The sequence below is a fragment of the Nocardia sp. CA-145437 genome, assembly GCF_050956485.1.
Taxonomy (GTDB): Bacteria; Actinomycetota; Actinomycetes; order Mycobacteriales; family Mycobacteriaceae; genus Nocardia.
Genome location: NZ_CP191204.1, coordinates 6,635,722 through 6,660,196 on the forward strand (window position 1 = coordinate 6,635,722; position 24,475 = coordinate 6,660,196).

Below are 24,475 nucleotides of genomic sequence, written 5' to 3' on the forward strand. Positions count from 1 at the left end.
CGGCTGACGAGAGCGCACCAGGCCGCGAGTTATCGCATCGCCCTGGGTTTTTCGACGAATGCGCGGCGAATCCGCGCGTGATCCAACTAGTGCTCGAAGCGGCCGGGCTTACTGGCTCGCCGGCCGGGATGCGGTTGCCTCCGGGTCACCGCATCCGGACTGTCCTACTGCCGATCTCCTCCAACTGTCACCTGCATCACAGGGATGCCGTTCATGCCTGTGGACACTAGGCGTTTACACAATAAAAAGGAACTTTTTCCTGAAAAAAAGTTGGACGAGCGTCTAGTTGGCAGCCGATCCGGCGCGAAGATCGCGATGAATGTGGGTCAGACCACATAACAAGGCGGCGGTGTGACCGACCGCACTTTCGGATGTGGAGATTAGGAGTCGAAACGTTGCAACTGCGTTGCATCGGCGCCCAGGCGCCGATCCAGCACCCGGATCTTGGCCTCGATCTGCGCATACAGCGGAGACTCGCGGTCCACGGTGGCCCGATAGGCCGCCCACGCCGCCGCGTCGTCACGCCCTTCGGCGCCCGCGGTCCACCGACTCAAGACCGAAGCGTCGCCGGAACGTAATACAGCCGTTCTCAAGCGCACCCGCAATTCATCGCGAATGTCTATAACTCCCGGAGCGGTCGAGCGCGGCAACACCGGGCCCGCGTACAGCCGCACGGCGGCGTCCACATCCCCGGAATCCAGGGCGGCGCGCAGCGCCTCCACGTCCGTGGCGATCGGCACGCGCAACCGGTACGGGCGCGAGCCGAAGACGTTCGAACCGACCACCGAGCGCAGCCGCGACATGGCGGCGCGAATCGTGGCGTTGTCCAGATCGGCGTCATCGAGCAGCAGGGCCAGGTGATCGGCCGACAACCCCTCGGAATGCTCGGCGAGCAGCAACAGGATCTCCGCGTGCCGCTGCGACAACGGGACCCGCTCCCCCGCCACGGTCAACTGCGGCTGCCCGAGTCCGAGCACCTCCAGGCCCAGGCGTTCCGGCGCGGGCGCGTCGGCGTGCGAACGCCGGTCCTGACCCGAACGCACCGCGGCCAGCAGTAGATCCATCTCCGCGGCCGTGGCCGCCGCCTTCACCAGGGCCAGGATCTCGGGGCGCGCCACCCGCACACCGCCGGCGATCATCAGCACGCCCACCAGGCGGCCGTCCGGATCGTGCACCGGCGCAGCCGCTCCCGTGATCTGGTGCATGCGGTGCAGGAAATGCTCGGGGCCGTGGATCCAGGCCGCGCGGCCGGTGCGCACCACCAGGCCCACCGCGTTGGTGCCGACCCGGCGCTCGCTCAGGTCGTTGCCCTCCCGCAATCCCGCCTCGGCGGCCGGCTGCACCCGGTCGGCATTGCCGTGCACCGAGAGCACGCGGCCGAACTGGTCGGCCACCACCACGATCAAACCGGTACTGGTCGCGTCCCGCAGCAACAGCTTGTCCACCAGCGGCATCACCGCGGCGATCGGATGCGCGTCGCGATAGCGCTCGAGGTCCGCGCCACGCAGGCCGCGACCGTCCCCATCGTCCATCGGGTCCACGCCGCCGCGCACGCTGCGCAGCCACGATTCCAGGACCATGGGACGTAACAAGCCGGGCAGTTGCCCCAGCTGTTCTCCACCCAGGCTGAGATATCCGTGAGCCTGGGCGGCATATGTTTCGAGCGCACCGAGTTGACTGCCCGGTTCGGCGCCGTGGTTAGGGTTTCCCCCACCCGCAAGATTGCTGACCATTTGCCTTTCTTTCCGCACCCAAAGGGTACCGGCGGACCTGAGAGCCCAAGGCGGAAGCAGGACGTTTGTCCGACAGGTCACACAGCAACCGTGCCCTACGGAAATGTGAGCTACGCAGCATCTTGTTAAACACGCCGTGTTCAGTCACTCCGCGCGATCCGCGCGTCGCGAGGGACTTGCCGAGGTTGCGGTGGCGCCGCTGACCGGATCACGACCGCGCACCCCGCCCCGAAATCCTTGCGGCGGCCAGGTTTTCGGTTAACACGGTTCACCGAATGTACCGCCCCGGCTCGGGCACTGTGCGAGGGTGGGTGGGGTGGAGGACATCGACCTGACCGATCTCGACCGCTTCGCGCACGGCTTCCCGCACGCGGTCTTCGACCGGCTGCGGGCCGACGCGCCGGTCCGGTGGCATCCGCCCACCCCGCACACCCCCGACGGGGAAGGGTTCTGGGTGGTCAGCCGGTACGCCGACATCGTTGCCGTAGCCGGGGATTCGGTCACCTATTCCTCCGAGAGCGGCGGGGAACGGCGCGGCGGCGGCACCCTCATCGAGGACCTGCCCGTGGACTGGGCCGTCGGCGTGCTGCTCAACATGATGGACGACCCCCGGCACGCGGGCGTGCGGAAACTGCTCATGCCCAGCGTCGCGCCGCGCACCCTGAAACTCATCGAGGACGACCTGCGGCGACGCGCCGCCGACCTGGTCGACGCGGCACTGGCCAAGGGCGAGTGCGATTTTCTCCTCGACCTCGCCGCCGAACTGCCGCTGCAGGCCGTCGCCCAACTGCTCGGGGTGCCACAGGAGGACCGGCACCGGCTCTTCGGCTGGGCCAACGTCGCCCTGGACTACGACGATCGCGACCTCGGCGAGGCCACCGCGCGCACCCAGCGGGCCGTCGCCGAAACCCGGGCCTACGGGCGGGAACTGCTCGCCGCCAAGACCGCCGCGCCCGCCGACGACCTGCTCTCCCTGGCCGCGCACGCCACCATCGACGGGCAGCCGCTCACCGATATGGAGAAGGCCATGCTGTTCAGCCTGCTCATCGCGGCGGGCAGCGAGACCACCCGCAACTCCATCGCCGTCGGGATGCTGGCGCTCATCGAACGGCCCCAGGTCTGGCGCAGCCTGCGCGAGGACCGGTCCCAACTGGACGGGGCCGTCGACGAAATGCTGCGGTGGGCCTCCTCCACCTCCTACAACCGGCGCACCGCCACCCGCGACACCGAACTCGGCGGTCAGCGAATCAAGGCCGGGGACAAGGTCACCCTGTGGTGGACCTCCGCGAACCGGGACGAGGCCGTGTTCACCGACCCGCACACCTTCGACATCACCCGGCGGCCCAACCCGCACCTCGCCTTCGGACGCGGCGGGCACTTCTGCCTCGGATCCAACCTGGCCCGCATGGAGATGCGGGTGGTGTTCGACGCACTGCTCGACCGGGTCGAGATCGCCGAACTCACCGGGGCCGTCGAATACACGCGCAGCAACAAGCACACCGGCGTCCGGCACATGCCGGTCCGGCTGCGGGCGCGCGGGGAGGAGGAGTAGATGAGCATTTCGGACGATTACGTGCGGGCGGTCAACGCCGCCGACGAGCCCGCGCTGCTGGCGCTCTTCGCGCCCGGGGCCGAACTGCGCAATCCGCGAGGCGTTTTCACCGGTCACGACGAAATCGCCGGGTTCTATCGGGATGTCGTGTTCGCGGGCCGGGCGCGGACCGAGATCACGCGGGTAATCCCGGGCCCGGCAGTCGAAGTCGCACAGCTCGAGGCGACCAGCCCGCTCGGCAAGCCCGGCAACCGCACCTACGCGATCGACGTCTTCGGTCTCGGCCCTGACGGGCGCATCACCACACTGGAGATCTACTACCGCTGATCAACTGGACGGGAGCGTCGGTTTCAGCGCCGCCGCGCTGCGGGTCCGAGCCGCGCCCCACCACACGCCCGTCCCGTAGGCCACATCGTCCAGCCGCCGGCAGAACACGTAGCGGATCGGATCCAGGCTGCCGGGCTCCCGATGGGTGAACCAGTCGGCCAAGCCCTCCGCCATGGCCAGGGTGATCGCGATGTGCCGGATCCGGCGCGAGCACAACATGCCCAGCAGCGTCACCGGCCAATAGTGCCGGCACATGGCCGACGCCAGCCGCCACACCGCACCGCCGAAACCGCGCGTCATATAGATGGCGGCCACCCGGGTCGGATTGTCGAGCCCGGCGAACACCCGGCGTAATCGGACCAGGGTCGCGCCCAGGGTCAGCACCCCGCCGAAGATGCCCCAGCCCGACGCGGTGCTCAGCAGGCCCGCCGACACCGCCGTCCAGATCGGCAGCGACAGCGGCGCGGCCATCCCCCTGTGCCGCTGCGCCAGCGGCGCCACACCCGTCCCATGGGTGACCTTGTGGGCGAACCACTTTCGCAGCGACACCGGATTGCTGTGCGCCACCCGGGCCGCGGGCTCGTAGCGCAGCCGCCAGCCCGCGCGGTCCAGCCGCCAGCACAGGTCGACATCGCCGCCCGCGCCCATGGACTCGTCGAAACCGCCCTCGCCCAGCAGGGCCAGCCGGCGCACCAGCACCGCCGAACTCGGCACGTACGGCACCGGGCCGTGCGCCTGCACCGCCGACTCGCGGCGGCCGCGATGCACCGAACCGCGGGTGTGCTCGTAGCGGGCCAGCACCGTGGAATCGGGATCCATGGCCAGGATGCGCGGGGCCACCAGCGCCACCTTGGGATCGCTGAAATGGCCCAGCATGACCTCCAGCCAACCGGTCCGGGGCACCACCTCCGGATCCAGGAAGGCCACGAATTCGGTTGACGCGGAACGCAATCCGAAATTGCGGGCCGCGGCCGCGCCGTGCCGGCGATCACGGCGCAGCACGGTGATCCGGCATCGGCTGCGTGCCTCCGGAATCCGCACCGGCTGGTCCGAACCGTCGTCCACCACGATCACCGTGTGGCCACGCAGCGCCGACAACAGCCGCGACAGCTCGGGAGTGTTGTTGTGCACCGGCACGATCACGGTCACGTCCTCCAGCGACGGCAACAGCCGCGGACGCGGATTCGCGACACCGGAATCGAGAAGACGTCTGGCAACCCGCGCCGACGCCGGGTCGGTCACCTCGAGGTACCCGTCACCGATCAAGGCCGCAGCTTCCGGAGCGAGCCGTAGCAACTTCGTCGGCGTGCCGCCGACCAGTAGCCGTCCACCGGAATAAGTGCGCACCTTGGGATCGATTCGCACCCCGAAACCATCGGGAAGGCGATCATGGCGCATTCCCGAATGCTAAGTCAGCACACCACTGGCAATGATGATTGCCACGCGGTGTTATCTGCCCTCCGCTTCGCTACGGGCGGGTTCGCGGCCCCCTGGTCCCGATTCTTCCCTCCTCCGCTCCTCCGCTTCGCTCCCCCGCTCCAAGGCGGAGGTCTATCGAGCCGCAGTCCAGAATCGGGACGGCCGCGAACACTGAGGCGACATTCCGCAAGGGAGGAGGCGTATTCGGTGTCTCGCGCATCTGGTGGTAGCTCGACGGGTGCGGTCGTGGGCGCTCTAGACTGCCGGGAGGAAAATCGGCAGTTGAACAGGTAGGGGACGGGTATCCGTGCCCGTGGTGGTCGAGGCGGTATGGGAGTCGGGCGCATGCAGACAGGCGGGGGCGGTAACACCCTCTCGGAATCCGAGATCGTCGAGGCCGCCCTGCGGGTGGTCCGGCAGGACGGCGTGGAGAAGCTGTCCATGCGACGGCTCTCCCGCGAACTCGGAGTTTCGCCGATGGCCCCCTATTACTACGTCGCCGACAAGCGGGAGCTACTCGACTTGGTGGCGACCGCGGCGCTGACCGGCGTCCGCAAGCCGCCACCCGAATTCGGCACGTGGCAAATGCGTTTGCGGGATCTCATCGACCAGATCGACGAGAAATTGCGCAAGCACCCGGGTCTCGGCGACGTCCTGATCGAGCAGATGCTCGGCAAACAGCTCGACCTGATCGCGGCCGTGATGGAAATCCTCTTCGACGCCGGTTTCGACGAGCGCAATGTGCTCTCCGCCTACGCCACCATCCACACCTATCTGTTCGGTCGTTCCAAGGTGAACCCGCGCGACCGTTCGTCGCTGCTGGACCGGGTGCTGCCCGAGGCGGTGGAACGCGCCACCAAACACCTGGCGGATCTGCGTGGCAAGTTCTCCTACGACTTCTCGATGGACGTGCTGATCGCCGGTCTGGAAGCTCAGCTTGTCCGGCAGCGCGACAGCCACGTATAGTCAAACTAGAACACGTTCTAGTTTGGGTAGACTGCTCCGGCTGACCATCACTGCCGGGTTCGAGAGGACACTATGACCACCGTCGACGTACCGCACAGCTCGCGATCGGCCGTGCTGCGGGTCTCCGCGGTCATCAACGAGACGGCCGACTCCTGCTCGCTGGTCTTCGACGTGCCCGAGGAACTCAGCGAGCGCTTCGCCTACACGCCGGGCCAGTTCCTGACCCTGCGCATCCCCAGCGACCTGACCGGGTCCGTGGCCCGCTGCTACTCGCTGGCCAGCTCGCCGCACACCGACGACAAGCCGAAGGTGACCATCAAGCGCACCGTCGACGGCTACGCGTCGAACTGGGTGTGCGACAACGTGAAAGCCGGCGACTCCATCGAGGTGCTGCCGCCGTCCGGCGTCTTCACCCCCAAGAACCTCGACGAGGACCTGCTGCTGTTCGCGGCCGGCAGCGGCATCACCCCGGTGATGTCCATCCTCAAGTCGGCGCTCGCCCGCGGCAACGGCCGCATCGTGGTGGTCTACGCCAACCGCGACCACGAGTCGGTCATCTTCGCCAACGAGCTGCGCGAACTTGCCGACAAGAACCCGCAGCGGGTCGTCGTCATCCACTGGCTCGAAGCCCTCCAGGGCCTGCCGACCGCCGACGCCTTCGCCGCCCTGGTCTCGCCCTACACCGCCCACGAGGCGTTCATGTGCGGCCCCAAGCCGTTCATGGACCGGGTCCACGACGCCCTCGGCCAGCTCGGCGTACCGCGCAACCGCACCCACGCCGAGGTCTTCAACTCGCTCTCCGGCGACCCGTTCGCCGATGTCGCCCCGGCCGAGATCAGCGCCGAGGAAGCCGCCGACGCCGCCAGCGTCGAGGTCGAACTCGACGGCGAGACCCACGAGATGACCTGGCCGCGCAGCCAGACCCTGGTCGACATCATGCTCTCCAAGGGCCTGGACGTGCCCTACTCCTGCCTCGAGGGCGAATGCGGCTCCTGCGCCTGCACCGTCCTGGAGGGCGAGGTGGAGATGGAGAACGCGGAGATCCTCGACCCCGAGGACATCGCCAACGGCTACATCCTGGGCTGCCAGGCCCGGCCGGTGACGGACCGCCTGAAGATCCAGTTCTGAGCTAACACTCGAAACGGGTCGGCCGCCGCGTGATACACGCGGCGGCCGAATTCTATTGTGCCCGTATGGCTCAGTACGCCGAGAAGACGTTGTCGATCGAGCCGTAGCGGTGCGCCGCGTAATTGCAGGCGGCCGTGATGTTGGCGACCGGGTCGTAGATGTCCCACGAGGTGCCGTCGACGTGGTACGCCTGGAAGGTCGGATCGATCACCTGGAGCAGACCCTTGGACGGGATGCCCGCGGCGGCGTTCGAGTCGTAGAGGTTGATGGCCTGCGGGTTACCGCCGGACTCCCGCTGAATATTGCGGAAGATGCCGTCGTAGCTGCCCGGGATGCCGTGCTGGTTCAGGACGTACAGGGCATTGCGGATCCAGCCGTCGAGATCGTTGCTGAAGGCGGGGGGCAGTACCTGATTCAAGGGCGCGGGCAGGCCCTGCACGGCCGCGCGGACCTGGTCCTGCTGCGCCGGCGGGAGCGACGCGTTCAGGCCGACGGCCTGCTGCTGCACCTGCTGGGCGGTGGCCTGGAACTCGGGCGGCACACCGTTGACGTCCGCGGAGGCGGCGCCGGCGGTGATCACGGCCGACGCGGCGAGCGCGATAGCGGCCAGGCCGGTGACGGTTTTGACGGGCTGAGCGAAGAACTTATGCATGGCGATTCTCACTGGCGCAGCGCTGACCACGGCGGGTCTCCCTGGGGAGCCTGCCGACGCACTGCATGGATTGTGATGTGCAAGGTGGCGGAACGGGATTCGGGAGATTTCCCAGCTATCACCGTTCGTTCACGCTCTCGCCGAAGGTGCGGCGGTCTCCGCGTGTGGGGCTCCAACTCGTTTCGAGCTGGTATCGGTCGTCATCGACTGATCACAGAGTGGTCTCGACAAATGAACGTAAACTTAACCCAAGGTGAACAATCGGTGCGAATCCACCGAGCAATGCGTCACAGCAACCCGACAGCGTGGGCTACGCCGCCGCGGTCACCGCTGGGCGCGGTAGTGCGCCCGCCGCTCCGGGGCGAGGTGCTCGGTCGCGTAACTCAACGCCGTGCGGCCCATCGCCGCCGCGTGCGCGTCCAGAAATCCGGTGAGAATCACCGGATCCACCCGCTTCCCGATCTCCCGCAGCATCCAGCCCACCGCCTTCTGAATGAGATCGCGGCGATCATCGAGCAGCTGCTCACACAATTCCAGGGTCGTCACGGTATCGCCCTGTTTGATGAACGCGAACGTGGTCAGCAACGCCACCCGCCGCTCCCACAGCGAATCCCCCGCCGCGAATTTCTCGAGCAGATCGCGCGGGCGCTCCAGCAACCACGGGCCGAGAATGAACTCCGCCGAGGCGTCCACCAGATCCCAGTTGTTCACCCGGCCCCGGCGCACCGCCGCCAGATACAACTCGACAATCTCGCGCTGCCGCGCCGCATCGCCCCCGCGCTTGCGCGACGCCTTCGCCATCTCGCCATTCAGAATCACCAGCGCCGCCAGCCGATGCTCGTGCACCGGACTGTCGAGCAGAACGTCGATCTCCGAAAGCGGCATCCCGGCAAACCGTTTCACCGCCTTCCGGGTCAGCGGAACCCGGACGCCGATGAATACATCCCCTTCGCCGTACTCGCCCGGCCCGGTCTTGAAAAAGCGCTGCAGATGCACCGCGTCGGCCGGATCGGCGAGCGCCGCCAAATCCTCGCGCACCGCATCGGCGGTCAATCCATTCGACGCCGCACCGGTACCGCTCATCGCGCCTCCCGAGTCAGTGATCCGAGGCCCTCTCGAACGAATCCTAAAGTGACGCCTGCTCCCATAACGGTCCGGGTAACCCGCCGGGGACGTCCTCGAGCTTTACCGTGTGTCCGCCGCGGCTCGTAAGAGGACCTCGCCAAAATTTCGCATGTGGTCCGCCCCTCCGTACCAGGCGGCGACCAATTCCACGGCCGCCGAACGGGTCCGGTGCGCGGCGTCGGCCAGCTGCGCGATATCCGCCTCGCCGGATTCCGCGGCGGTGGCGGCCACTTCCAGATCGTGGCTGGCGACCAGCAGGCTCATGATGTGGTGCAGGTCGATGGCGGCGTCGCTGGTGCGGAACGCGGCGGCGGCCTTGGGCTCCGGCGCCGCGGCGGTCGACACCGGCGCGACGACCGTCGACTCCGTCGCGATCAACGTCGACTCGGTCACGACGGGCGTCGGCTCCGTCAGCGCGTGCGCCGGCTCGGGCAGCGCGGCCACGGTGCCGGAAGGCACAGCCACAGGCTCGGACAGCACAGCCACAGGCTCGGACAGCGCGGCCACGGGCTCGGACAGCGCGGCGATCGGATCGGGCACGCTCGAAACCTGGTGCTCGACAACGGGTTCCGGTGCGGCGCGACGACGCGAGGGAGCGCCCGCCGGGCGGGTGGACTCGCGGGGCGCCTCGTGCACGCTCTCCCGCAGGGATGCGGCGACCGCCTCCATACTCTCCAGACCGGCCGGGGCCGCCAGGCTCTCGAGGCGGGCCGGAGCCTCCAGTCGCTCCGGGATTTCCAGGCGCTCCGGGATTTCCAGGCGCTCAGGGGTTTCCAGCCGCTCCGGGATCTCGTACCGGACGGGCGGCTCGGGGTCCGGCGCGTAGCGGCGCGACACCGGAGCCTCGAATTCGACGGCGGGGCTCGCGCCGAAGCCGCTGTCCCGCGGTTCGGCCGGCAGGGCGAAGGACTGAACCTCGGGGGCGGGACGCAGACCCAGCGTGTCGCTGTCCATGGCGGACGACGCCGCGAAAGGCTCACTCTCCGGGGCGGAACGGGTGAACTGCCCGCTGTCGGCGGGACGGGTCAGCGGACCGCTGTCATTGATCGAACGGGCGAACGGCGAACCGTTGGCGGCGGGACGCGTTCCGAACGGCTCACCGTTGGCCGGGACCGCGAACGGCTCACTGTCGGTGGTGATGCGGGCCGAGAACGGCTCGTCCGCGGCCAGCCGGGCGGCCACGGCCTCCGGGTCCGAGGTGCGCTGCGGCAGTTCGGGGCTGCGCTGCGGCAGTTCCGGAGCGCGCTGCGGCAGTTCCGGAGCGCGCTGCGGCAACTCCGGCGCGCGCTGGGTCAGGTCGAAGTTGCGCTGCGGCTGGTCAGCGGAGCGCTGCGGCAGATCGGGCGCGATCCGGCGCGACAGGGCCTCCGATTCCGGTGTGCTGCGCAGGGTTACGGGCGCCGAGGACCACTGCACCTGCTGGTCGTGGCCGTTCCGGCCCAGCCCGTCGTGCCCGTTGCGAGACAGACCGTCGTGACCGTTGCGGCTCAGACCGTCGTGACCGTTGTGGGACAACCCGGCGTGCCCGCCGGTATCGATGCCGGTCAGCACCGGATTCGGCGAGGTGCCCGGCGCGTCCGGGTGGGTGAGGCGGTAACCCGGCTGACGCGCGGAACGCGAATCCCCCGGGCCGGTGGTGAAATCGGCATCCATGGCCGCCATTCTTACCGGGCGGTGGCGGCGGGTGCGAGTCGGGCTACGGTCCGGCCGTACGCCCGGTCACCACGAAACCGGCTCACGACCAACGGTATTGGGGCATTGACGCATGCGCCACCCGGCGGCGGGTCGGCTCAGCAGGTGGTCGGAGCCGGTTCGCCGCGCAACCGGGCGTCCACCCAGTCCAGCGCCGCGGGCAGGCCCAGCACCGCCGCGGACAGGTGTTCGGGCGACGAGTTCAGATTGACCTCGACCGGCACCCCCGCCGCGCAGTACCGGCGGTCGGTATTCACGATGGCGTCCACCGGGATCAGCGGATCGGTCGGTGAATGCCATTCGAAGATCGGCGTATTCGGCACACCGTCGTACAGCTCCAGACTGTTCTCCTGCAGCACCGATATCACCGTCGGATCGTCGATCAGCGAAGTGCTGGCCGCGAACTCGCGCGCGCTGTGGCCCGCGCCGATGGCCATGATCTCGTTGGTGCAGCCATTGGCCATGGCATTGCGGGCGGACAGGCCCGCGGCGTTCATCTGGGTGCTGATCGGCAGCCGGTCCGGATACTCCCGCTCCAGGCCGATGGCCGCCGCCATGGCCAGCCCGAACGCCGGATGCGGCTGGAAGCCCAGCTGGCGCACCATCTTCTCCAGGTTCATCGGCACGCCGCCGGTGGCCGCGCCCGCGATATCCAGTTCCGGCGCGTAGTGCGGGGCCAGCGCCGCCGCCCACGCGGTGGCCATGCCGCCGCCGGAGTATCCGGCCATCGCGACCCGGCTCTCGCCCAGGCCCAGTTCCGGTGTCCGCTTGGCCGCGCGAATCCCGTCCAGGGTGATCTGGCCGCCCAATTTGGCCGCGCCGTAAGCGAAGTTCGGTCCGAGGTGGTCCGGCAGCGCTACCGACCAGCCGCGCCGCAGCGCCACGTTCAGGGCGACGGCTTCCTTCACATACAGATTCGGATCGCTGGTGTACAGCACCCGCGATACCGCGCACTGCGCGCCGAGGCCGTTGATGATGTGCTGATAGGACAGCAGCGGCCCGCCCGGCTGATGCTCCTGCGGTGTGAGCACCGTGGTGACCGCGGCGATGGGGCCGCCCTCGGAACCGGTGGACCGGAATTTCACCATGGTGACCGTGGTGCCGGGGAACATCAGCAGCGGCGGCATGGGCCGCGTCGCCAGCACGTCACCCGGCGCGTGGTCGGCGATATCGGCCGGTTGCGCGTAGAACGGATCCGGGTCGGGCGCGGGATAGATCGGATCCGCGTACGCCGCGGGCGCCATCGCCGCGAGAGCCAGACCCGCCGAGAACAATCCGAAAATACGCAGCAACAGCTTGGCTTTCACCAGTTCCTCCACGAACTTCGCAGTGAGAATCGCATGCCTGCCCCACAACGAGTGTGGTTTGCGAAGGTTGGAGAAGAAATAGCGACACGCCAGCAAACATGCTGTCGCGGCGAACTCAACCCATCTGGGTCATGCCCGCGGCCACCACGTTCGCCACATTCAGGATCTCGTCGGCCGTCGGCAACGGCAGCCCGTCCAGCGCGTGCAACCGATCCGTGCTCGCGATCGCCAGCATCGCCGACACCCACGCCGCCGCGCAGGCCCGCAGGGTCCCGGGCTGCACGGGGCCCGGCGCACTCGCCGCCAGCACCCGCGCGGTCGCGTCCAGCAGCTGATCCCGCATGCGGCGCAACTGCTTGCGCACATCCGGATGGGTATCGGCCTCGCGCCACATGATGACGCGCAATACCGAGGAATGATGATCGCGCAGATTCAGCGCGGCATCCATATTGACCAGACTCTTGGCCGGATCACCCGGCACCACCACCGAATAGATGTCGTCGATCGGCTCCGGCGGGACGCGCTCGGCCATCAGCGCCGACAGAATCGCGTCCTTGGTCGGGAAGTAGTAGAAGACGAGGCCCTTGGGCACCCCGGCGGCCTCGGCGATGGCCGCGGTGGCCGTGGCGTCGAAACCATTGGCCGCGAACAGCTTCTCCGCCGCGTCGAGGATGAGCTGGCGAGCGTCCCCGTCGACCTTCTTGCTGCGACGCTTCCGTGGTGCAGGCACTGCTCGACTTCCTCCTCACGCTTCGAAGCGGAGGCGGCCGCCACCGGTCGGGCGGACGTAGGGAACAAGCATATCGCGCGGTTGGAACACCGGAAGGACGCGCCGGCCTCGTGAGGTCTCCCGCCCTTCACAGGAGAACGAGGCCGGCGCGCCGCGACCCGGTCAGTGGTGCGCCGCGGTGCCGAATCGGCCCGCAACCTCCGGCATCTCGGCCAACGCGACCACGACCGTCAACGCGCCCACGATCCATGCGACCCAGGAGGCGTTGCTGTAGGAGTGGAAGTTCATCACCCACGGGGAGATGAACATCAGGACACCGAGGACGCCGAGCGCTCGGCCCGTCATCGCGGTACCCATATCGCGCAACTGCGCCAGGCCCGCGAGTGCGATCAGCACACCGAGCACGACGAGGGTCCACAGTGCGCGATCGCTGTGCGCCACCCAGATCGGGGACAGCGCGGCTACTACGCCGAGCACGAACGTCAAGGCGTGCTCCGCGCGACTCACGGTGAACATGGAATGCCTCCTTTGAAAGGCCAGGAAATATGTTCTGATCCCGTTGTAATCCTGATTGACCGCCCGATCAATAAATCCCCGGATACGATTGGGCCGCATCTCGGGTGTGACGGCCGACACGTCGGTGCGGGCCTCGGGGAACCGCTAAGGTGGGCACATGTCGCACTCGGTAGAACAGGTTCTAATTGTCGGTGGTGGACTCGCGGGATTGCGCACCGCAGAGGAGCTCCGACGTGCCGGTTACACCGGTGAACTGACCCTGCTGAGCGACGAGAACCACGCCCCGTACGACCGGCCGCCGCTGTCCAAGCAGTACATGCGCGGCGAAACCGACGACACCGCGCTGCGGCCCGCCGAGTTCTACGCCGAACAGGACATCCGGCTGCGCCTGGGCGTCACCGCCACCGGCGTCGACACCGACGCGCGCCGGGTCCGGCTCTCCGACGGCACCGAAGCCGCCTACGACGCCCTGGTCATCGCCACCGGGCTGCGGCCGCGCCGCATCCCCGGACTGCCCGAGGTCTCCGGCGTGCACGTGCTGCGCTCGCACGACGACGCCGCGGCGATGCGCGAACACCTGGGCTCGGCCCGCAAGGCCGTCATCGTGGGCGCCGGCTTCATCGGCTGCGAACTCGCGGCCGCCTTCCGGGCGCGCGAGCTCGACGTCACCATCGTCGAACCGCAGCCCACTCCCCTCCACGCCGCGCTCGGTGAGAGGGTCGGCGCGCTGGTGGCCCGGCTGCACGAGGCCGAAGGCGTCGAGCTGCGCTGTGGTGTCGGGGTGGAAACGCTTGTCACCGAGGGCGACTCGGTGAGCGGGGTCCGGCTCGCCGACGGCAGCGTCGTCGACGCCGACCTGGTGGTCATCGGCATCGGCTCGGCGCCCGTCACCGAGTGGCTCGACGGCTCCGGCATTCCGCTGGCCGCGCCCGCCGACGGCGGCGGCGTGCTCGCCGACGAGACCGGGCGCACCGCGATCCCCGGCGTCTGGGCGCTCGGCGACGTGGCCGCCTGGCCGCACGCCATCGGCCGCAACAAGCGCGTCGAGCACTGGACCAATGCCGGTGAGCAGGCGCAGGTGCTGGCCGCCGCGCTGCTGGGCGAGGCCCCGGCCGAGATCCAGGTGCCGTACGTGTGGAGCGACCAGTACGACATGAAGATCCAGGTGCTCGGCATCCCGGCGCTGGCCGACGAGATCGAGATCGTGGAGGACAAGGGCCGCAAGTTCCTGGCCCACTACCGCCGCGCGGGCACGCTGGTCGCCGTGGTCGGCGCGAGCATGGCGGGCAAGGTCATGAAGGCCCGCGGCGAACTCGCCGCGAACCTGCAGCCGGTGGCTACCGCGGGCTGAACCGGAGCCGGGAACCGTTCGGCTACACCCGGACGACCACGACATTCCGACCCGCGGTTCGCGATCAGGCCGGTGCCTTCACTACCGTGCATGGTGTGATCGTCGCGCTCATCGACTCCGGACTGGGGCTGCTGCCCACGGCCGCCTGGTTGCGGAAGCTGCGGCCCGATCTCGACCTGCTGCTGCTCAACGACCCCGACGGCGCGCCCTGGGGCCCCAAGCCCGAGCAATGGGTCATCGACCGGGTGCTGGACACCGCACGCCTCGCCCTGCGCGAGGGCGCGGAAGTCATTGTGCTGCCCTGCAATACGGCCAGCGTCACCGCGCTCGAACACGTCCGCGCCATGGTCGGGCCCGAGGTGCCGGTGATCGGCACCGTGCCCGCCATCAAGCCCGCCGCGGCCGCCTGCGCGAAGGTCGCCGTCTGGGCGACCGCCGCCACCACCGGCAGCGCCTACCAGGCCGGGCTGATCGCGCAGTTCGGCGGTGACGCCGAGGTCACCGGGGTCGCCTGCCACGGGCTCGCCGACGCCATCGACCGCGGCGACCTCCCGGTCATCGCCGAGGCCATCGCCGACGCCGCCGCCCGCACCCCCGCCGACACCGAGGGCATCGTGCTCGGCTGCACCCACTACCCGCTCGTCCTCGACGACATCCTCGCCGCGCTGCCCGCCGGGGTGCGCGTCTTCGACAGCGCCGAGGCCGTGGCCGGGCAGACCCTGCGCCGCCTGGACGCGCTCGGACGGCCCACCGCGGGAGCGGGCGCCGTCCGCATCCTGGCCTCCGGGCGTCCGGCCCGACTGCCCTCCGCCGCAGCGGCTTTCGAATCCGGCCGCCTGCTCGGCGCGACCTGCGAGGACCGGCTCACCGCCTCCTGACCACTCCCGGACACACGAAAGGGCCGCTCCCCCCGAGGGAAGCGGCCCTTTCGCATGCGGCGACTCGGGAGACGCCGAAAAGGCAAACGGCGCCGCCCCTTTCGGAGCGACGCCGTCTGTCAGCGATTCAAGGAATCACCAGATGATTCAGCGAATCACTTGATGATCTTGGTGACGCGACCGGCACCGACGGTGCGGCCACCCTCACGGATCGCGAAACGCAGGCCCTCGTCCATGGCGACCGGCTGGATCAGCTTGACGCTCATCTCGGTGTTGTCGCCGGGCATGACCATCTCGGTGCCCTCGGGGAGGGTCACGACGCCGGTCACGTCCGTGGTACGGAAGTAGAACTGCGGGCGGTAGTTGTTGAAGAACGGGGTGTGGCGGCCGCCCTCGTCCTTCGACAGGATGTACGCCTGGCCCTCGAACTCGGTGTGCGGGGTGGTGGTGCCCGGCTTCACGACGACCTGACCACGCTCGACGTCGTCACGCTTCAGACCACGAACCAGCAGACCGACGTTGTCGCCCGCCTGGCCCTGGTCCAGCAGCTTGCGGAACATCTCGACACCGGTGATGGTGGTCTTCTGCGACTTCTCGCGGATGCCGACGATCTCGACTTCCTCGTTCACGTTGATCACACCGCGCTCGATACGACCGGTGACGACGGTGCCACGACCGGTGATCGTGAAGACGTCCTCGATCGGCATCAGGAACGGCTTGTCGGTCTCACGGACCGGGTCCGGGATCGACTCGTCGACGGCGTTCATGAGCTCCAGCACGGACGCGGTCCACTTCGGGTCGCCCTCGAGCGCCTTCAGGCCGGAGACGCGCACGACGGGGGCATCCTCGTCGAACTCCTGCGAAGCCAGCAGCTCGCGGACCTCCATCTCGACGAGCTCGAGGATTTCCTCGTCGTCGACCATGTCGGACTTGTTCAGCGCGACCAGGATGTAGGGCACGCCGACCTGGCGGGCGAGCAGCACGTGCTCACGGGTCTGCGGCATCGGGCCGTCGGTGGCGGCCACGACCAGGATCGCGCCGTCCATCTGGGCGGCACCGGTGATCATGTTCTTGATGTAGTCCGCGTGACCGGGGGCGTCGACGTGCGCGTAGTGGCGCTTCTCGGTCTGGTACTCGACGTGGGAGATGTTGATCGTGATACCACGAGCCTTCTCCTCCGGCGCCTTGTCGATCTGGTCGAACGCGAACGCGGCGTTCACGTCCGGGTAGGTGTCAGCCAGCACCTTGGTGATCGCGGCAGTCAGCGTGGTCTTGCCGTGGTCGACGTGACCGATGGTGCCGATGTTGACGTGGGGCTTCGTCCGCTCGAACTTCGCCTTCGCCACTGTGGTCCTCCTGGACTAGTTAGTGCGTGCTTTTTTGCAGCAGTGCGGTTTGTATTACAGGGGGTCGTTCGACGACCACGCGGGGCGGACTCTCGAGAATCCGCCCCGACAGCGAATTACTCGCCGGTCGCCTTGGCGATGATCTCCTTCGACACGTTGGCCGGAACCTCCGCGTACGAATTGAACACCATCGAGAAGTTCGCCCGGCCCTGGGTCTTCGACCGCAGGTCACCGATGTAGCCGAACATCTCCGAGAGCGGAACCAGCGCCTTGACGACACGGGCACCACTGCGTTCCTCCATGGCCTGGATCTGGCCACGGCGGGAGTTCAGGTCGCCGATCACTTCGCCCATGTAGTCCTCGGGCGTGGTGACCTCCACCGCCATCAGCGGCTCGAGGATCACCGGACCGGCCTTGCGGGCCGCTTCCTTGAGGGCCATCGCGCCGGCGATCTTGAACGCCATTTCCGAGGAGTCGACCTCGTGGTAGGCGCCGTCGAGCAGCGAAGCCTTCACGTTCACCAGCGGGAAGCCGGCGAGCACGCCGTACTGCATGGCGTCCTGGATACCGGCGTCGACCGAGGGGATGTACTCACGAGGAACGCGGCCACCGGTGACCTTGTTCTCGAACTCGTAAGTGGCGCCGTCCTCGGCGTCGACCAGCGGAGCAAGCGCGATGATGACACGGGCGAACTGACCCGAACCACCGGTCTGCTTCTTGTGGGTGTACTCGTACTTGTCCACCGTCTTGGTCAGGGTCTCACGGTAGGCCACCTGCGGCTTACCGATGTTGGCCTCGACCTTGAACTCGCGCTTCATGCGGTCGACGTAGATGTCGAGCTGGAGCTCACCCATACCGCCGATGACGGTCTGGCCGGTCTCCTGGTCCAGCTTCACGTTGAAGGTGGGGTCCTCCTCCGCGAACTTCTGGATCGCGGTGCCCAGCTTCTCCTGGTCGGCCTTCGTCTTCGGCTCGATGGCCACCTCGATGACCGGGTCCGGGAAGGTCATGGACTCCAGCACGATCTGGTTCTGCGGATCGCACAGGGTGTCACCCGTGGTGGTGTCCTTCAGACCGATGACCGCGTAGATGTGGCCGGCCACGGCCTCGGGAACCGGGTTCTCCTTGTTGGAGTGCATCTGGAACAGCTTGCCCAGACGCTCCTTCTTGCCCTTGGTCGCGTTGATGACCTGGGCGCCGGAGTCGACCTTGCCGGAGTACACACGGACGTAGGTCAGCTTGCCGAAGAACGGGTGGGTCGCGATCTTGAACGCGAGGGCCGCGAAAGGCTCGTCCGAGGACGGCTTCCGGGTCAGGACCTCGTCCTCCTTGCCGGGCACGTGACCCTGCACGGACTCGACGTTCAGCGGCGACGGCAGGTAGTCGACGACCGCGTCGAGCATGGGCTGAACGCCCTTGTTCTTGAACGCGGAACCGCACAGCACCGGGTAGAGCTCGGAGTTGACGGTCATCTTGCGGATGGCGCCCTTGATCTCCTCGACCGAGAGCTCCTCGCCGCCGAAGAACTTCTCCAGCAGGGCCTCATCGGACTCGGCGACGGTCTCGAGCAGCTCCTGGCGGTACTGCTCGGCCTTCTCCGCGAGATCGGCCGGGATCTCGACGACCTCGTACTGCTCGCCGAGCTTGGTCTCGCCCTTCCAGACCTTGGCGTTCATCTCGACCAGGTCGACGATGCCCTCGAAGGTGTCCTCGGCGCCGATCGGCAGCTGGATGACCAGCGGCTTCGCGCCCAGGCGGTCCTTGATGGTCTGAACGGTGAAGTAGAAGTCAGCGCCCAGCTTGTCCATCTTGTTGACGAAGCAGATACGCGGCACGTCGTACTTGTCGGCCTGACGCCACACCTGCTCGGACTGCGGCTCGACGCCTTCCTTGCCGTCGAACACGGCGACGGCGCCATCGAGCACGCGCAGCGAACGCTCCACCTCGACGGTGAAGTCGACGTGGCCGGGGGTGTCGATGATGTTGATCTGGTTGTCGTTCCAGTAACAGGTCGTCGCGGCGGACGTGATCGTGATGCCGCGTTCCTGCTCCTGCGCCATCCAGTCCATGGTGGCGGCGCCATCGTGAACTTCACCGATCTTGTACGTGATACCGGTGTAGAACAGGATGCGTTCGGTGGTGGTGGTCTTGCCCGCATCGATGTGGGCCATGATGCCGATGTTGCGGACCTTGTTCAGGTCGGTGAGCACTTCCTGTGCCACGGAAATCTTCCCCGCTCGTAGCTAGTTGGGATTCAACGGGATGAGCCAGGGAGTTTTTCCCTGAGCCCTCGGTGTCAACGTCGGGCGCGACGCGTAAGTGCCTCGCTTGCGAACAGCTCGGCTGTCGCGCCCGACATGTGACTCGTCTCCCGGCACTTCCGAACGGAGGGCCGGGCCACAGGTCACCAGCGGTAGTGCGCGAAGGCCCGGTTCGACTCGGCCATCTTGTGGGTGTCCTCACGACGCTTCACCGAAGCGCCCAGGCCGTTGCTGGCGTCCAGCAGCTCGTTGGCCAGACGCTCGACCATGGTCTTCTCGCGACGGGCGCGGGAGTAATTGACCAGCCAGCGCAGCGCCAGGGTGTTGGCGCGGCCCGGACGGACCTCGACCGGCACCTGGTAGGTGGCGCCACCGACACGACGGGGCTTGACCTCGAGGGCGGGCTTGACGTTGTCCAGCGCGCGCTTGAGGGTCACGACCGGGTCGGTGCCGGTCTTCTCGCGAGCCTGCTCGAGGGCGCCGTAGACGATGCGCTCGGCGGTGGACTTCTTGCCGTCCAGCAGGATCTTGTTGACCAGCTGCGTCACCAGGGGCGAGCCGTAGACCGGGTCGTTGATCAGGGGACGCTTGGGAGCGGGACCCTTACGCGGCATTAGCTCTTCTCCTTCTTGGCGCCGTAGCGGCTGCGGGCCTGCTTGCGGTTCTTGACACCCTGGGTGTCGAGCGAGCCGCGGATGATCTTGTAGCGCACACCCGGGAGGTCCTTCACACGACCGCCGCGCACGAGCACCATCGAGTGCTCCTGGAGGTTGTGGCCCTCACCGGGGATGTAGGCCGTGACCTCGACCGCGCTGGTCAGGCGAACACGCGCGACCTTACGGAGCGCGGAGTTCGGCTTCTTCGGGGTCGTGGTGTACACGCGGGTGCACACGCCACGACGCTGCGGGCTCCCCTTGAGGGCCGCAGTCTTGGTCTTGGCGACCTTGTCGCGGCGACCCTTGCGGACCAGCTGGTTGATGGTTGGCATAGACCGGCTTTCCTTATTAGTAACCAGGTGTCTGGAACTTCATGTCTTTGTCATTCGAGCTTTCCGCCCAGTTCCCGCGGCATTTCGCCGCCACGGGGTCGGGCGTGTCGTACGCAGCTCGGAGCCCTTTTCAAGGCACGCTGAAAAGGTCAGCCGCTCTCGCTGGCCTACGTACTGCGCATCAACTTGCCCGAATGCTTCCGGGCACAGCGGTCCACGATACCCGCGGGCTCCATGGGGGGCAAAAGAGGGTCCCCCCGCCGGGGCTGGTAGAGCCCTTATCGGGCCAGATTCAACGTCAACTCCACCAGCTTGCGAGCCGCTTCACAGGGGTCCGCGTGCCGAGATCCGTTGCGGTAGTTGACCCACCAGCCGACGATGCCGGTATCCGCGGCCGGTGCGCTCACACCGCACGAGTCCGGATCGTTCGGGCGGTGCGTCTCGAGCGAGCGCCGGCCCTGCACGGTGATGTCGTTGGTCACATACTTCAGGCGGTCGTTGTTGGCCTTCTCGTTGGCCAGCGAACCGAGCTCGTACCAGCTGAGCGTGACCATGCCGCTGCCCGCGGCGCCGCCCGTCAGATTCCACATGCAGACCGCGCCGTTGAACGACGGCTCCACATACATGTTGTCGCCGACCGCCTTGCCGATGTCGTCGACCGCGACCACCTGGCATTCGCGCAGCAGCTTGTCGAAGTTGGTGTTGATGCGGGGCGCGCCGCCGGTACCGGTGGTGCCGCCCGCGGGCAGCGCGGTGCCCGGCACGGTCTTGCCGCAGCCCGCCAGGGCCGCGGTCAGGGCGAGCACGGACGCGGCGACGGCCAGCTTGCTGCGACGCGGCATGGCGGTCCCCCTCATCCGAGCCGCTGCACGGTCAGTTCGGCCATCTTGCGGGTGCGATCGCAGGGGTTGCCGAGATTGCCGCTGCCGAACGCGCCGTAGGAGATGGACCATTCGAAGAAGTCGTCGTCGAGCTGCACCGCGAGATCGCAGACCGCGTTGCTGGGGTCCAGCGCCTGGAAGCCCTTGCGCCCGCCGACCTCGATGCTGGCGGGGGTGCGGCCGACGCTGGCCACCCACGCCTTCTCACGATCGATGGGACTGCCGCGGTACGAGGCGAAAGTCACGCTGGAGGAACTGATTCCACCCGCCTGCCAATTGCAGCCGGTGGAGTTCTTGAAGACGGTGGTGAGGCTGCCCAGACCACCCAGGTCCCGGACCTCGTCGTCGGTGAGGTGACCGCACTCCCCCACGAACGGGCCCAGCGTCGCCACCTTGGGCGGCGTGCGCAACCCCGGAGCGTCCTCGGAATCCTTGGCTCCCCCACACGCCGACAGCAGCAAGGCGAGGACCGACCCCGCGACGATCGCTGACGCCATTCGCATGGCCTGAACTCTACTGGTTTTGCCGGGTCCGGCTCGTCGCCAGGGTTTGCGGTCGTGTTGCTTTGCTGTTCAGAGGTTTCCGCGCGCGTCCTGTTCACGCTCTATCGCCTGGAACAGGGCCTTGAAGTTTCCCTTCCCGAAACCGAGGGAGCCGTGGCGTTCGATCAGCTCGAAGAACACGGTCGGGCGGTCGGTGACGGGCTTGCAGAAGATCTGGAGCAGGTAGCCGTCCTCGTCGCGGTCGACCAGGATGCCGCGGCGCTGGAGTTCGGCGACCGGGACCCGGACGTGGCCGATGCGGGCGCGCAGTTCCGGATCCTCGTAGTAGCTGTCGGGGGTGTCGAGGAATTCGATGCCCTCGCGGCGCAGCACGTCGACCGCGGTGAGGATGTCGCCGGTGGCCAGGGCGATGTGCTGGACGCCGGGGCCGCGATAGAACTCGAGGTACTCGTCGATCTGGGAGCGCTTGCGGCTCGGGGCGGGTTCGTTGAGCGGGAACTTGACCCGGTGATTGCCGTTCGCCACGACCTTGCTCATCAGCGCCGAGTAGTCGGTGGCGATGTCGTCGCCGACGAATTCGGCCATGTTCTCGAATCCCATGACGCGCCGGTAGAACTCGACCCACTGGTCCATCCGCCCGAGTTCCACATTGCCGACCACGTGGTCGATGGCCTGGAAGATGCGCGCCGGCTGCCCGGGGCGCGGGGCGTACCCGGATCGGCGGGGCTGATAGCCCGGCAGGTAGGGGCCGTAGTAGCGGGAGCGGTCGATGAGGCTGTGCCGGGTGTCGCCGTAGGTGGCGATGGCGGCGGAGCGGACGACCCCGTATTCGTCGCCCTCGTCGTGCGGTTCGACCAGGACGGTCGCGCCCTGGGCGCGGGCGCGCCGGATGCAGCGGTCCACGTCCGGCACCTCGAGCGCGATGTCCACCACCCCGTCCCCGTGCCGATCATGGTGCGCGACAAGCGGACTGGCCGGGTCCACCGCGCCCCGCACCACGAAGCGGGCGCCGCCGCTGCGCAGCACGAACGCCTTGTGGTCACGATTGCCGGTCTCGGGCCCGGAGTAGGCCTCCAGCCGCATGCCGAACGCGGACTGCAGGTAGTGCGCGGTCTGGGTGGCATTGCCGACCACCCACACCAGCGCGTCCCAGCCCAGCACGGGGAAGGGGTCCGCGGCGGCGTCGTGGTCGATCAGGCCGACCAGGCGGCGCAGTTCGTCGTCGCCGGGCAGGTCGCCGGACCGCGGGCGCTGGTGTCCTGCGTCGATGCTCATGTGATCAGGAAAAGCCCACCGGTCGCCACTAGGCAATATCGCCGAAATTCACTGAACACTGTGGTGAATCGCACCACCATCCGCTGCCCGGTGCTGGACAATTTGAATAGCAGCGAACTCACGAGCGGAGGCTCCGCTCGACCCCATGAGTGGAGGCTCCGCGATGTCCCGCACGCCCGCCCGGCTGGATGAACTCGACCTGGCCATCCTCACCGCCATGCACGAGTACCAGAAGGCGGGCATCCTGGAACTCTCCCGCCGCACCCGGGTCGCCCGCGCCACCGTGCAGTCCCGCATCGCGCGCATGGAGGAGGCGGGGGTGATCTCCTCCTACGACCCGCAGATCGACGTCACCGCGGCCGGTTTCGACGTGCAGGCCTTCGTCACCCTGGAGATCGCGCAGGGCGCGCTGGACGCGGTCGCCATCGACCTCGAGGCCATTCCGGGGGTGCTCGAGGCCTACGCGACCACCGGTTCCGGGGACGTGCTGTGCCGGATCGGCGCGGACTCGCACGCCGGGTTGCAGGCGGTGCTGCTGAGCATCGACCGGACCAGTTCGGTGGTGCGGTCGCACAGCGTGGTGGTGTTGTCCACGGTGGTCCCCCACCGCACGCTGCCGCTGCTGCGGACGCTCACGCCGACGGGGTCGAGCAAGGCCCCGGCCTACCGAGCCGCGCACTGATCACGGGCGCAGGTCGGCTCCGGGATCGAGGATCTCGACGGCCGGGGTGCGATCCGGCTCCGAGAAGGCCAGCAGGGCACCGGCTTCCGCCTCCACCGCGGCACGGTCCGCGTTGGACCACGCCGCGCGCGGGCTGATCCGCACAGCCGCGGTGTCGCCCTTGGTGAAGACCTTGTAGACGCCGGAGAGGAAGCCGTCGACCAGGATCGGGGAGACCTGGTTGGCGAACGCGCGCAGCGGCGGGGCGTTGCCGTCGGGGACGATGCGGGTGCGGTCCTGGTGGGACAGCAGGGCGTTGTCGTACCAGCCGAGCAGGCGGACGGGGGCGGGGGTGTCCGGGTCGGCCAGGGTGGCGTCGGCGGCGTCGTAGAGGGTGCGGCCGCGGTCGTCGGTGTAGGTGCGGACGCGGTCGCCCAGTTTCGCGACGGCGGCTTTCATGCCGGTCAGCTTGGACCAGGTCTGCATGTCCATGGTGGTGGCCGGGCCGAAGGCGCGCAGGTAGCGGAGGAGCAGTTCTTCCAGGGGGTAGCCGGGGTCGAGGGGTGCGCCGAGCCACGGCTGGACGCGGGACCAGACCGGACGGCTGCTGTCGCCCCAGCGGCCGCGGGGCGGGGTCTGGAGGACGGGCAGTTGGTAGAGCCAGGCCTGGACGATCGCGCCCGGATCGCGGTCGGGATAGCGCGCGGCGGCGTGCTCGCGCAGGGTGGCGGCGGGAGTCGGGTCGTCGCCCAGCACCGATTCGCCGTGGGCGCGAACCTCTTCCGGGTCCAGGCCGACCAGGGCGCCGTAGTTGAAGCCCTTGCGGAACGGGATCTTCTCCAGCTCCGGCTGGATGTGCGGGGCGATGCGCAGCGCGTCCCGCGGGGTGACCAGGTGAATGGTGCCGCGCATCAAGGTGATTCGCACCAGGGAGCGGTCGTCGAGCGCCGCCGATACCGCGGCCGGGTCGAAATCGGTTGCGCGGCTCCACAGGGCGACGAACGGCGGCAGCATGTCCTGCGCCTGCAGGCCAACGAGGTGATCGCACAGTTCGTGCACGCCGAGCGTGGACCGCTCCAGCAGGTGCTGGCGTTCGAGCAAGGTGCGATTCAGAACCCGATTGGACAGCTTCACGTTTCGTGACGCTACGCGACCCGAACCTGTCACGCCCGCACCGGACGACG

At 68.1% G+C, this 24,475-nt stretch carries 23 protein-coding genes; 7 read left to right on the forward strand and 16 right to left on the reverse strand.

The features are described from left to right. Positions 1-380: 380 nt before the first annotated feature. Positions 381-1,733 carry a GAF domain-containing protein gene (locus ACQPYY_RS30600; protein ID WP_357281711.1) on the reverse strand — a complete coding sequence of 451 codons (1,353 nt, stop codon included), beginning with the start codon at positions 1,731-1,733 and terminating at the stop codon, positions 381-383. Positions 1,734-2,049: 316 nt separating this feature from the next. Here ACQPYY_RS30600 and ACQPYY_RS30605 point away from each other — a divergent pair, with 316 nt between their 5' ends. After that, complete coding sequence (locus ACQPYY_RS30605; protein WP_379092466.1) at positions 2,050-3,285, forward strand: cytochrome P450; 1,236 nt, start codon at positions 2,050-2,052, stop codon at positions 3,283-3,285. Further along, entirely contained in the window at positions 3,286-3,612 is a 327-nt protein-coding gene (locus ACQPYY_RS30610; RefSeq protein ID WP_433591920.1) for a nuclear transport factor 2 family protein, read from the forward strand. Here ACQPYY_RS30610 and mftF read toward each other — a convergent pair whose 3' ends face one another. Beyond that, complete coding sequence (mftF, locus tag ACQPYY_RS30615) at positions 3,613-5,010, reverse strand: mycofactocin biosynthesis glycosyltransferase MftF (RefSeq protein ID WP_379092460.1); 1,398 nt, start codon at positions 5,008-5,010, stop codon at positions 3,613-3,615. Between the two features lie 366 nt (positions 5,011-5,376). On the opposite strand from mftF, the gene mftR2 reads away from it, so the two are divergent. Both mftR2 and ACQPYY_RS30625 read left to right on the forward strand, forming a co-directional pair. Further along, a complete protein-coding gene (mftR2, locus tag ACQPYY_RS30620; protein WP_357281716.1) occupies positions 5,377-5,997 on the forward strand; it encodes a mycofactocin system transcriptional regulator MftR2 in 621 nt (206 codons plus the stop codon). Between the two features lie 72 nt (positions 5,998-6,069). Further along, positions 6,070-7,125 (forward strand): 2Fe-2S iron-sulfur cluster-binding protein, encoded by a 1,056-nt coding sequence (locus tag ACQPYY_RS30625; RefSeq protein WP_433591921.1) that lies wholly within the window; start codon positions 6,070-6,072, stop codon positions 7,123-7,125. A gap of 70 nt (positions 7,126-7,195) precedes the next feature. Here ACQPYY_RS30625 and ACQPYY_RS30630 read toward each other — a convergent pair whose 3' ends face one another. The 6 genes from ACQPYY_RS30630 to ACQPYY_RS30655 form a co-directional block, all read right to left on the reverse strand. Then, the gene (locus ACQPYY_RS30630; protein ID WP_433591922.1) at positions 7,196-7,777 is read right to left on the reverse strand and encodes a transglycosylase SLT domain-containing protein; all 582 of its coding nucleotides are present in this window, start codon (positions 7,775-7,777) and stop codon (positions 7,196-7,198) included. 324 nt (positions 7,778-8,101) lie between these two features. Then, on the reverse strand, positions 8,102-8,860 hold the full coding sequence (locus ACQPYY_RS30635) for a DNA alkylation repair protein (protein ID WP_433591923.1): 759 nt from the start codon (positions 8,858-8,860) through the stop codon (positions 8,102-8,104). Between the two features lie 102 nt (positions 8,861-8,962). Continuing rightward, positions 8,963-10,555 carry a hypothetical protein gene (locus ACQPYY_RS30640; protein WP_433591924.1) on the reverse strand — a complete coding sequence of 531 codons (1,593 nt, stop codon included), beginning with the start codon at positions 10,553-10,555 and terminating at the stop codon, positions 8,963-8,965. Positions 10,556-10,692: 137 nt separating this feature from the next. Further along, positions 10,693-11,838 carry a lipase family protein gene (locus ACQPYY_RS30645; RefSeq protein ID WP_433594771.1) on the reverse strand — a complete coding sequence of 382 codons (1,146 nt, stop codon included), beginning with the start codon at positions 11,836-11,838 and terminating at the stop codon, positions 10,693-10,695. Between the two features lie 178 nt (positions 11,839-12,016). Further along, on the reverse strand, positions 12,017-12,631 hold the full coding sequence (locus ACQPYY_RS30650) for a TetR/AcrR family transcriptional regulator (protein ID WP_433591925.1): 615 nt from the start codon (positions 12,629-12,631) through the stop codon (positions 12,017-12,019). Between the two features lie 162 nt (positions 12,632-12,793). After that, positions 12,794-13,147 carry an SPW repeat protein gene (locus ACQPYY_RS30655; RefSeq protein WP_357091167.1) on the reverse strand — a complete coding sequence of 118 codons (354 nt, stop codon included), beginning with the start codon at positions 13,145-13,147 and terminating at the stop codon, positions 12,794-12,796. A gap of 157 nt (positions 13,148-13,304) precedes the next feature. On the opposite strand from ACQPYY_RS30655, the gene ACQPYY_RS30660 reads away from it, so the two are divergent. Both ACQPYY_RS30660 and ACQPYY_RS30665 read left to right on the forward strand, forming a co-directional pair. Beyond that, positions 13,305-14,498 carry an NAD(P)/FAD-dependent oxidoreductase gene (locus ACQPYY_RS30660; protein ID WP_433591926.1) on the forward strand — a complete coding sequence of 398 codons (1,194 nt, stop codon included), beginning with the start codon at positions 13,305-13,307 and terminating at the stop codon, positions 14,496-14,498. A gap of 95 nt (positions 14,499-14,593) precedes the next feature. Then, positions 14,594-15,376, forward strand: coding sequence for a glutamate racemase (locus ACQPYY_RS30665; RefSeq protein WP_433591927.1), 783 nt, complete (start codon positions 14,594-14,596; stop codon positions 15,374-15,376). Positions 15,377-15,531: 155 nt separating this feature from the next. On the opposite strand, the gene tuf is transcribed toward ACQPYY_RS30665, so the two are convergent. The 7 genes from tuf to hppD all read right to left on the reverse strand — a co-directional run bounded on the left by tuf (position 15,532) and on the right by hppD (position 22,630). Further along, positions 15,532-16,722, reverse strand: a complete 1,191-nt coding sequence (tuf, locus tag ACQPYY_RS30670; protein WP_328602995.1) for an elongation factor Tu — start codon at positions 16,720-16,722, stop codon at positions 15,532-15,534. Between the two features lie 116 nt (positions 16,723-16,838). Then, positions 16,839-18,944: an elongation factor G gene (gene fusA / locus ACQPYY_RS30675; protein WP_379092437.1), complete on the reverse strand. Its 2,106-nt coding sequence runs from the start codon at positions 18,942-18,944 to the stop codon at positions 16,839-16,841. Positions 18,945-19,126: 182 nt separating this feature from the next. Further along, positions 19,127-19,597, reverse strand: a complete 471-nt coding sequence (gene rpsG, locus ACQPYY_RS30680; RefSeq protein WP_040813378.1) for a 30S ribosomal protein S7 — start codon at positions 19,595-19,597, stop codon at positions 19,127-19,129. Beyond that, positions 19,597-19,971, reverse strand: coding sequence for a 30S ribosomal protein S12 (gene rpsL, locus ACQPYY_RS30685; RefSeq protein WP_014353064.1), 375 nt, complete (start codon positions 19,969-19,971; stop codon positions 19,597-19,599). The genes rpsG and rpsL overlap by 1 nt, the downstream gene beginning before the upstream one ends. Positions 19,972-20,249: 278 nt before the next feature. After that, the gene (locus tag ACQPYY_RS30690; protein ID WP_357281732.1) at positions 20,250-20,813 is read right to left on the reverse strand and encodes a DUF3558 domain-containing protein; all 564 of its coding nucleotides are present in this window, start codon (positions 20,811-20,813) and stop codon (positions 20,250-20,252) included. A gap of 11 nt (positions 20,814-20,824) precedes the next feature. Continuing rightward, positions 20,825-21,355, reverse strand: coding sequence for a DUF3558 domain-containing protein (locus ACQPYY_RS30695; protein ID WP_433591928.1), 531 nt, complete (start codon positions 21,353-21,355; stop codon positions 20,825-20,827). 69 nt (positions 21,356-21,424) lie between these two features. Beyond that, complete coding sequence (gene hppD, locus ACQPYY_RS30700) at positions 21,425-22,630, reverse strand: 4-hydroxyphenylpyruvate dioxygenase (RefSeq protein ID WP_379092429.1); 1,206 nt, start codon at positions 22,628-22,630, stop codon at positions 21,425-21,427. A 163-nt stretch (positions 22,631-22,793) separates the two neighbouring features. Between hppD and ACQPYY_RS30705 the strand changes: the two genes are divergently transcribed. Further along, positions 22,794-23,312: an Lrp/AsnC family transcriptional regulator gene (locus ACQPYY_RS30705; RefSeq protein ID WP_379095708.1), complete on the forward strand. Its 519-nt coding sequence runs from the start codon at positions 22,794-22,796 to the stop codon at positions 23,310-23,312. Here the strand turns inward: ACQPYY_RS30705 and ACQPYY_RS30710 are convergent, their stop codons facing one another. Further along, positions 23,313-24,425, reverse strand: coding sequence for a winged helix DNA-binding domain-containing protein (locus tag ACQPYY_RS30710; protein ID WP_433591929.1), 1,113 nt, complete (start codon positions 24,423-24,425; stop codon positions 23,313-23,315). Positions 24,426-24,475: the final 50 nt, after the last annotated feature.